This is a genomic window from Aeromicrobium sp. MLTX1 (assembly GCF_046452335.1).
Classification (GTDB): Bacteria; Actinomycetota; Actinomycetes; order Propionibacteriales; family Nocardioidaceae; genus Aeromicrobium.
In genome coordinates this window covers 21,577-28,850 of the sequence record NZ_JBKFDN010000005.1, presented here as the reverse complement: position 1 = coordinate 28,850, position 7,274 = coordinate 21,577, and the positions used below count along the sequence as shown (strand labels likewise).

Genomic DNA, 7,274 nt, shown 5'->3' with positions numbered 1-7,274 from the left:
ACGCCATCACCTGGTTCCACCGCGCCGCCGGCACCGACACCCACCACACCACCGACGCCCACGAACGCCTCCAACAACTCGAAGACTGATCGTCCACAGACACCGCAGGGTCCACGTGCGCCATCCACAGGCGTCGCGTGGGCCCTGTCGTCGTTCCCCGTCGCCACGCGAGGCTGGGCGACATGAACGACACCGACAACCAGGTCCTGCTCCGCGGGCGAGTGGCTGACGCCGCCGAGCCGCGGACCCTGCCCAGCGGGGACGAGCTCGTCTCGTTCCGCCTCATCGTCGAGCGCAGCGCAGCCGCCAAGCGCCGCTCGCGTCAGCTCGTCGACACGTTCGACTGCTCGGCGTGGACGTCGCGGCTGCGCACCAAGGCGCTCAAGCTGAAGCCGGGGGACCGGATCGAGGTCGAGGGCGAGCTGCGCCGACTGTTCTCCAGCCGGTCCGGAGCCGTCTCCAGCCGGGTCTACGTCGACCTCGGGTCGCTGACCCGGCTGCCCGAGCCCCCGGTAGCCTCGACAGCATGACGCTGGCCGCGACCGACCGCCCGCTCGTCGCCTCCCACGACGCGGTTCTGCTGGATCTCGACGGAGTCGTCTACCGGGGTGGTGACGCCGTTCCCGGTGCCGTGGAGGCGCTCAATCAGGCGCGCGACGTGCGCCTGGCCTATCTGACCAACAACGCGAACCGGCCACCCGAGGCCGTCGCCGATCACCTGCGCGCGCTCGGCCTGCATCCCTCGGTCGACGACATCGTCACCTCGGCCCAGGCGATCGCCGGAGTGATCGCCCACGACGTCGCGCCGGGCTCGCCGGTGCTCGTGATCGGGGGAGAGGGGCTGCGCAGCGCGCTGCGCGCCCGTGGCCTCGAGCCCGTCGACGACCGTCACACCGAGGGACTGGCCGCAGTGGTGCAGGGCTACATGCCCGACCTCGGCTGGCGTGACCTCGCCGAGGCCGCCTACGCCGTTCAGGCCGGGACCCCCTGGTACGCCAGCAACACCGACCTCACGATCCCGACCGCCGAGGGAATCGCGCCCGGCAACGGCGCCCTCGTCCACGCCGTCCGGCTCGCCACGGGTCGCGAGCCCGTCGTGGCCGGCAAGCCCTATGCACCGCTGTTCGAGGAGACGATGGCGCGCATCGCGCCCTCGTCCCCGCTGATGGTGGGCGACCGTCTCGACACCGACATCCGCGGCGCACGCCAGGCAGGCATCGCCTCGCTGTTCGTCCTGACCGGCGTCAACACCCTGGCCGACGTCGTGAACGCCGACCCGCTGGAGCGTCCTGACCTCGTCGCCGCCGGCCTCGCCTCGCTGCACGAGCCGCACCCGGTCGTCGATGTCGATGGCGACACCGCACGGTGTGGTGGGGCCGTCGTCGAGCTCCGCGACGGCGCGATCCGCGTGGCCCACGAGGGCAGCGAGACGGAGACGCTCCGTGCGATCGTCGGACTCGGCTGGGCGTGCCGCGACGAATCGGGGCTCGACGTGACGGTCGATGAGAGAATCGACGCATGACGACCGAACCCACCGGCGACGGATCCGTGGAGGCCGCGAGCCCCGCGATCGATGAGGCCGTCGCGCTGCTGGACACGCTCGGCGACCTCGACGTGGCTCAGCACCCGCAGGTGTTCGAGGCCGTGCACCGCGTCCTGCGCGACCAGCTGGCCGGCTCGTCGGGGACTCGCGGGTGATCCGGTGAGCCGCCGGGTGCGGCTCGACGCCGAGCTCGTCCGCCGCGGCCTCGCGCGATCGCGCGACCAGGCGGCCTCGCTCATCGAGCAGGGCCGCGTGCTGGTCGGCGGGAACGCCGCCAGCAAGCCGGCCACCCAGGTGACCACCGACCAGGCGATCGTCGTGCGCGAGGGCGATGACCCGGGCTGGGCCTCGCGCGGCGCCCACAAGCTGCTCGGCGCACTCGAGGTCTTCGAGCCCCAGGGTCTGAGCGTCGCCGGCCGTCGTGCGCTCGACGCCGGCGCGTCCACCGGAGGGTTCACCGACGTCCTGTTGCGCCGCGACGTGGCGGAGGTGGTCGCCGTCGACGTCGGCTACGGCCAGCTGGTCTGGTCGCTGCAGTCCGACCCGCGCGTGCACGTCTTCGACCGCACGAACGTGCGCTCGATCGACGCCGAGCTCATCGGCGGACCGGTGGACCTCGTCGTCTCCGACCTGTCCTTCATCTCGCTCACGCTCGTGATCCCGGCGCTGGCCTCGGTCTGCCGGGCCGACGGGGACATGGTGCTCATGGTCAAGCCGCAGTTCGAGGTCGGGCGCGAGAACCTCGGCAAGAACGGTGTCGTCCGCGACCCCGAGCTGCACGCGAGTGCCGTCCACGGTGTGACGACCGCCGCGTGGGCCAACGGCTGGGGGACGCGCGCCCTCGCGCCGAGTCCGTTGCCGGGCCCCGCCGGGAATGTCGAGTACTTTTGTTGGCTGAGGACCGATGCCCCGGCGCCGGACGAGGAGATGGCGCGCGCAGCCGTCGCGGCCGGACCCCTCGCGGCTCGGCACCCGAAGGAAGGAAGCGGATCATGAGGAGCGTGCTGCTCGCGGTCCACACCCAGCGGAACGGGGCGCCGAAGATCGCGGCCGACTTCGCCGGCTCCCTCCAGGAGGCCGGCCTCCAGGTGCGCGCCCTCGAGGGCGAGGCCGAGGCCCTGGAGGCGGCCGGTGCGGTCGACCTGGTGGTCGTGCCTGCCGCGTCCGGCGCCGCACAGGACTGCGAGCTGACCGTGGTGTTCGGCGGCGACGGCACGATCCTGCGCGCGGCCGAGCTGTGCCGGGGCACCGGCACGCCGCTGCTGGGCGTCAACCTGGGCCACGTGGGGTTCCTCGCCGAGGCCGACGAGGAGGACCTGGCCGACGTCGCCCAGCGCGTCATCGCCGGCGACCTCACCGTGGAGGAGCGGCTCACCGTCGACGTCCTGGTCCTGCAGGACGGCGAGGTCGTCGCCACGAACTGGGCCCTCAACGAGGCCTCGGTGGAGAAGGCGTCCCGCGAGCGCATGCTCGAGGTCGTCGTCGAGATCGACGGTCGTCCCGTCTCGCGGATGGGCTGCGACGGAGTCGTCTGCGCGACGCCGACCGGCTCGACCGCCTACAACTTCAGCGCCGGCGGGCCCGTGGTGTGGCCCGAGGTGTCCGCGCTGCTCATGGTCCCGATCAGCGCCCACGCGCTCTTCGCGCGACCGATGGTCGTGTCCCCGGAGTCCACCCTCGCGGTCGAGGTCGTCGGACAGTCCGCCACCGGCGTGCTCTGGTGCGACGGCCGTCGCGCCTCCGACCTGCCGATCGGAGCGCGCGTGGAGGTGCGCAGGGGCGTCGAGCCCGTGCGGCTCGCGCGCGTGCACCCGGCCTCCTTCGCCGACCGCCTCGTGCGCAAGTTCGAGCTGCCCGTCTCGGGGTGGCGCGGGTCCTCCGAGGCCTCCCGACGAGCCGCGGGAGAGCGCTGATGTGGCAGTCGCTGCGGCTCGCGTCCCTGGGCGTCATCGAGGAGGCCGAGCTCGATCTCGGTCCCGGCTTCACCGTCATCACGGGTGAGACCGGCGCCGGCAAGACGATGGTCGTGACCGCGCTCGGGCTGCTGCGCGGCGAGCGTGCCGACTCCGCCCTCGTCCGCCGCGGTGCCGACCGCGCCCGCATCGAGGCCTCGGTCGTCGCGACGCCCGAGGTCGCCGCGCTCGTCCAGGAGGCCGGGGGACAGGTCGACGACGACCTGGTGCTGGCCCGGGTGCTCACCAGTCAGGGCCGCAGCCGCGCGCTGGCGGGCGGCTCGACAGTGCCGGCCGGACTCCTGTCGCGCCTCGCGGACTCGCTCGTCGCCGTGCACGGCCAGTCCGACCAGCAGCGACTCGTGCGGCCGCAGGAGCAGCGCGGCGCCCTCGACCGCTACGCCGGGACCGAGGTGTCCGACCTGCTCGCGCAGTACCAGCCCGACTACGAGCGCCTGCGCGAGCTGAGGGCGCGCCTGCACGACCTGCGCACACACGCGGGGGAGCGCCTGCAGCGCCTCGACCTGCTGCGCCACGGCCTCGACGAGATCGACGCCGTCGACCCGCAGCCGGGCGAGGACGAGGAGCTCGTGCAGCGCGAGAACCGGCTGGCGCACGCCGAGGCGCTCGCCGCGGCCGCCGCCGGCGCGTCCGTCGCCCTGTCCGAGGACGAGAACTCTGCCGCCGCCGCGCTCGCCGCCGCGAAGTCCGTCGTCGACCCCGTCGCCGGGAACGATCCCCGGCTCCAGGAGCTTGCCGAGCGGCTGCGTCGCGCCGCGATCGACCTCACCGACATCGCGTCCGAGCTGGCTGCCTACGCCGCCGACGTGGACCTCGATCCCGCCGGCTTGGCCACGGTGCAGGAGCGCCGCGCCGCGCTCACCGCGCTGCAGCGTCGGTACGGGCCGGGCCTCGACGACGTCATCGGCTGGGCGGAGCGTGCCCGGGCCGAGGTGCTCGAGCTCGACCTCGACGACACGGCCGTCGAACGACTCGAGGCCGAGGCAGAGGCCGTGCGCGGCCGGGTGGTCGAGCTCGCCGGCAGGCTCACGAAGGCCCGCACCCGCGCCGCCGAGCAGCTGGCGGAGGAGGTCGGCCGCGAGCTCGCCGACCTGGCCCTGCCGTCGGCCCGCCTCGAGGTCCGCGTCGTCCCCGGGGACCCCGGACCCCATGGGGCGGACGACGTCGAGATCTGGTTCGCCGCCAACAGCGGCGCCGAGCCGCGTCCCCTCGCCCGCGCGGCGAGCGGCGGAGAGCTCTCGCGCCTCATGCTCGCGATCGAGGTCGTGCTCGCGGGCCGCGACCCGGTGCCCACGCTCGTCTTCGACGAGGTCGACGCCGGCATCGGTGGCCGCACGGCCGTCGAGGTCGGTCGCCGCCTGGCCCGCCTCGCGCAGCACGCGCAGGTCATCGCCGTCACCCACCTGCCCCAGGTGGCGGCCTTCGCCGACTCCCACTTCGTCGTGAGCAAGTCCGACGACGGCACCGTCACCAGCAGCAGCGTGCTGCGCCTGGAGCACGACTCGCGGGTCGACGAGCTGGCGCGGATGCTGGCGGGGCTGGACGACTCGGCGGCGGCGCAGGAGCACGCCCGCGAGCTGCTCGAGCTCGCCCGCACGGCCTGAGGGTCACGTCACTTTCGGGGCCCGGATCGGCGTGTCGGGTGTGAACTCTCATAGAACGCAGGTTGCATGGAGGGCATCATGCCCATCTTGAAGCGCAGCAAGCGCGCCCTTCCCGACGGTCCCGGCGTGGTCGGCCCGGCGCGGCTGTGCCGCAATGCCGCCGACCTGTCCTCGGTGCGCTCGGGTGACGTCGTCGTCATCGACGTGGCGGACCTCGGCGCCGACACGGCCCAGTCGCTGGTCGAGCGCGGGGTCGCCGCCGTCCTCAACGTGTCCTCGTCCTCGTCGGGTCGCTACCCGAACCTCGGCCCGCAGGTGCTGGCCGCCGCCGGCATCCCCCTCGTCGATCGGGTGGGGGAGGTCGTCTGGCAGTCGCTCCGCAGCGGCGACGTCGTGCGCGTCGACGAGGGTACCGTCCACCTCGGCGAGACCACCGTGGCCACCGGCGTCGAGATGACCGAGTCGCGGGTCCGCGACCAGCTGGACGAGGCGTCCTCGGGACTGTCGAGCCAGCTCGACTCGATCGTCACCAACGCGGCCGACACCCTGCGGCGCGACCGCGCCATGCTCCTCGAGGGCGCCGGCATCCCCGAGGTCTCCACGCAGATGAAGGGTCGACCCGTGGTCGTCGTCACCGACGGGCCCGAGGCGGCGAAGGATCTCAAGTCGATCCGGTCGTTCGTCCGCGACCACGACCCCGTGCTGATCGGCGTCGGCGACGGTGCCGGGCTGCTGATCGACGCGGGCCTGCGGCCGCACCTGCTGGTCGGACGCGGCGACGAGCTCTCCGGCCGGATGATCGAGCGCTCGGGGGAGGTCGTCATCGTGTCGGCGTCGGGCCGGCTCGACCGTCCCGAGCAGTTCGAGGCGCACGGACGCCAGCCCGTGGTCTTCACCGCCGCGGGCACGCCCGAGAACCTGGCCCTGCTGCTCGCGGACCAGAACGAGGCCGCCGTCATCGTGCAGGTCGGGGGACCGTCCCGCCTCGTCGACATCGTCGACGGCGACACGGCCGATGCGGCCGGCACGTTCATCGCCCGGCTCCGGGCGGGCTCGCGCGTCGTCGACGCCCAGTCCGTGGCCTGGTTCGCGCGCCAGCGGCTGAGCTGGTTCGTCCCGCTGCTGCTCCTGCTGGCCGGCGTCATCGCCGTCGTGGCGGCCGTGGCCACCACCCCTCTCGGTCATGAGTGGCTCTCGCCCGTGGCCGACCGTGTCTCCTCCTGGACCGAAGGACTCGTCTCGTGATCAACCTGCGCTACCACGTCATCTCCCTCGCAGCCGTGCTGCTCGCGCTGGCCGCCGGCATCGCGGTCGGGGCCGGGCTGCTCGACGAGAGCGACGCCGCCACGACGACGACCTCGTCCGACACCGCGGAGATCAGCCCTGCGCTGGCCGGGTTCGACGCGGGCTACGCGTCGATGACCGCTCCGGGCCAGCTGCGCGACAAGCTCAAGAACCGCACCGTCCTGCTGCTGACCACGCCGGGCGCGCGCGACAACGAGATCGACTCGCTCATCGAGAACCTCACCACCGCGGGTGCCCGCGTGACCGGCCAGGTCGAGCTCACCAGCAAGCTGCTGTCGCCGGCCAACCGCCAGTTCGCGGAGGGCGTCGCGGCCCAGTCCGACCCCGATGCCGCGTCCGAGTCCACCGACTACGGCAAGGTCGGCGCGGCGATCGCGCGCGGCTACCTGACCAAGGGGGACGGCTCGCTGGACGAGACCGCCCGCACGATCCGCTCGGCGTTCACCGAGGGCGACCTGCTCGCCGTCGAGCAGGATCCCGAGGTCTCGGCCCAGCTGGCGCTCGTGGTGTCCGGTCCCGCCGGATCGTCGTCTGGGGGAGAGGGCACGGTCGTCTCCAGCATGGTCGCCGGCCTCGACGCCGGCAGCCAGGGCGTGGCGGTCGTCGGGCCGGTCTCCTCGGGCGAGAACGGCGTCGTGAACGCCGTCCGTGGCAGCGACGCCGCCGCCAACGTCTCGACGATCGACGTCACCGACACGGGCACCGGCCGCGTCGCCTCGGTGCTCGGGCTCGTCCGCGAGGCCGCCGGCCAGTCGGGTGCGTGGGGCACGTCACGCGCGGCCGACGGACCCGTTCCGAACTGAGGCAGGATCGGGGCTCGGGACCGTGGCGTTCGGCGCGGATGGTCCC

General features: G+C 73.5%; 8 protein-coding genes. All 8 read left to right on the top strand.

Features of this window, described 5'->3' with window-relative positions; genetic code table 11:
• The first annotated feature begins 182 nt into the window (after positions 1-182).
• Positions 183-530 (top strand): single-stranded DNA-binding protein, encoded by a 348-nt coding sequence (locus ACK99Q_RS17615; protein WP_410187402.1) that lies wholly within the window; start codon positions 183-185, stop codon positions 528-530.
• Positions 527-1,522 (top strand): HAD-IIA family hydrolase, encoded by a 996-nt coding sequence (locus ACK99Q_RS17610; protein ID WP_410187401.1) that lies wholly within the window; start codon positions 527-529, stop codon positions 1,520-1,522. Before ACK99Q_RS17615 ends, ACK99Q_RS17610 begins: the two co-directional genes overlap by 4 nt.
• On the top strand, positions 1,519-1,698 hold the full coding sequence (locus ACK99Q_RS17605; RefSeq protein WP_410187400.1) for a hypothetical protein: 180 nt from the start codon (positions 1,519-1,521) through the stop codon (positions 1,696-1,698). The genes ACK99Q_RS17610 and ACK99Q_RS17605 overlap by 4 nt, the downstream gene beginning before the upstream one ends.
• A gap of 4 nt (positions 1,699-1,702) precedes the next feature.
• Positions 1,703-2,539: a TlyA family RNA methyltransferase gene (locus ACK99Q_RS17600; RefSeq protein ID WP_410187399.1), complete on the top strand. Its 837-nt coding sequence runs from the start codon at positions 1,703-1,705 to the stop codon at positions 2,537-2,539.
• Complete coding sequence (locus tag ACK99Q_RS17595; protein WP_410187398.1) at positions 2,536-3,456, top strand: NAD kinase; 921 nt, start codon at positions 2,536-2,538, stop codon at positions 3,454-3,456. Before ACK99Q_RS17600 ends, ACK99Q_RS17595 begins: the two co-directional genes overlap by 4 nt.
• Positions 3,456-5,120 (top strand): DNA repair protein RecN, encoded by a 1,665-nt coding sequence (recN, locus tag ACK99Q_RS17590; RefSeq protein WP_410187397.1) that lies wholly within the window; start codon positions 3,456-3,458, stop codon positions 5,118-5,120. The genes ACK99Q_RS17595 and recN overlap by 1 nt, the downstream gene beginning before the upstream one ends.
• A gap of 78 nt (positions 5,121-5,198) precedes the next feature.
• Complete coding sequence (gene steA / locus ACK99Q_RS17585; protein WP_410187396.1) at positions 5,199-6,365, top strand: putative cytokinetic ring protein SteA; 1,167 nt, start codon at positions 5,199-5,201, stop codon at positions 6,363-6,365.
• Positions 6,362-7,228, top strand: coding sequence for a copper transporter (locus ACK99Q_RS17580; RefSeq protein ID WP_410187395.1), 867 nt, complete (start codon positions 6,362-6,364; stop codon positions 7,226-7,228). Before steA ends, ACK99Q_RS17580 begins: the two co-directional genes overlap by 4 nt.
• Positions 7,229-7,274 lie beyond the last annotated feature (46 nt).

Coding starts and splice junctions, on each gene's coding strand:
- ACK99Q_RS17615 (WP_410187402.1), top strand. CDS start 183: ATGAACGACACCGACAACCAGGTCCTGCTCCGCGGGCGAGTGGCTGAC.
- ACK99Q_RS17610 (WP_410187401.1), top strand. CDS start 527: ATGACGCTGGCCGCGACCGACCGCCCGCTCGTCGCCTCCCACGACGCG.
- ACK99Q_RS17605 (WP_410187400.1), top strand. CDS start 1,519: ATGACGACCGAACCCACCGGCGACGGATCCGTGGAGGCCGCGAGCCCC.
- ACK99Q_RS17595 (WP_410187398.1), top strand. CDS start 2,536: ATGAGGAGCGTGCTGCTCGCGGTCCACACCCAGCGGAACGGGGCGCCG.
- recN (WP_410187397.1), top strand. CDS start 3,456: ATGTGGCAGTCGCTGCGGCTCGCGTCCCTGGGCGTCATCGAGGAGGCC.
- steA (WP_410187396.1), top strand. CDS start 5,199: ATGCCCATCTTGAAGCGCAGCAAGCGCGCCCTTCCCGACGGTCCCGGC.